Consider the following 589-nt stretch of genomic DNA (forward strand, 5'->3'; position numbering starts at 1 on the left):
TTATGACTTCTCGAGCTGACTCTAGCAATCACCATTATTTTCAATGCTATTTTGTATAATCGATGACTTGGTTAATTTGCGTTATTACCTATTTTTATTCATATAGGTTCACCAGATTGACGTGAGCAAAATTTGGGCACTATAGTGCAACCCTATGCTCGCTATTGATTATCATCAACTATATTCTAAAAAGGACAGGAAGTTATGCAATACAAAGCACCCTTACGTGATATTCAGTTCGTGATGCATGAACTACTCGATAGTGAAAGCCATTACAAAACATTGCCAGCGTTCCAAGAAGCTGACCGCGAACTAATGGACAGCCTGTTTGAGATGGCTGCAAGCTTTGCTGAAAATGAGCTATCTCCACTAAACCAAAGCGGTGATGCTGAAGGTTGCCATTTCAACAACGGTGTCGTTACCACACCAAAGGGCTTCAAAGAAGCTTATGATGCGTATTGTGAACTTGGTTTCCCTGCTTTGTCTGCTGAAGAAGAGTTTGGTGGTCAAAATATGCCGTTTTCATTGTCTACTGTCATTAATGAAATGGTTGGTACCGCCAACTGGTCATTCTCTATGTACCCTGGCC

1 protein-coding gene is annotated in these 589 nt (G+C 40.9%); it reads left to right on the forward strand.

The window, feature by feature from the left end; translation table 11 throughout:
* Nucleotides 1-204: 204 nt before the first annotated feature.
* A partial coding sequence (locus ACS8FC_RS19265) for an acyl-CoA dehydrogenase family protein (protein WP_439297973.1) occupies nucleotides 205-589 on the forward strand: 385 nt, incomplete at its 3' end.

The sequence above is a fragment of the Psychrobacter sp. 1Y4 genome (genome assembly GCF_051847555.1).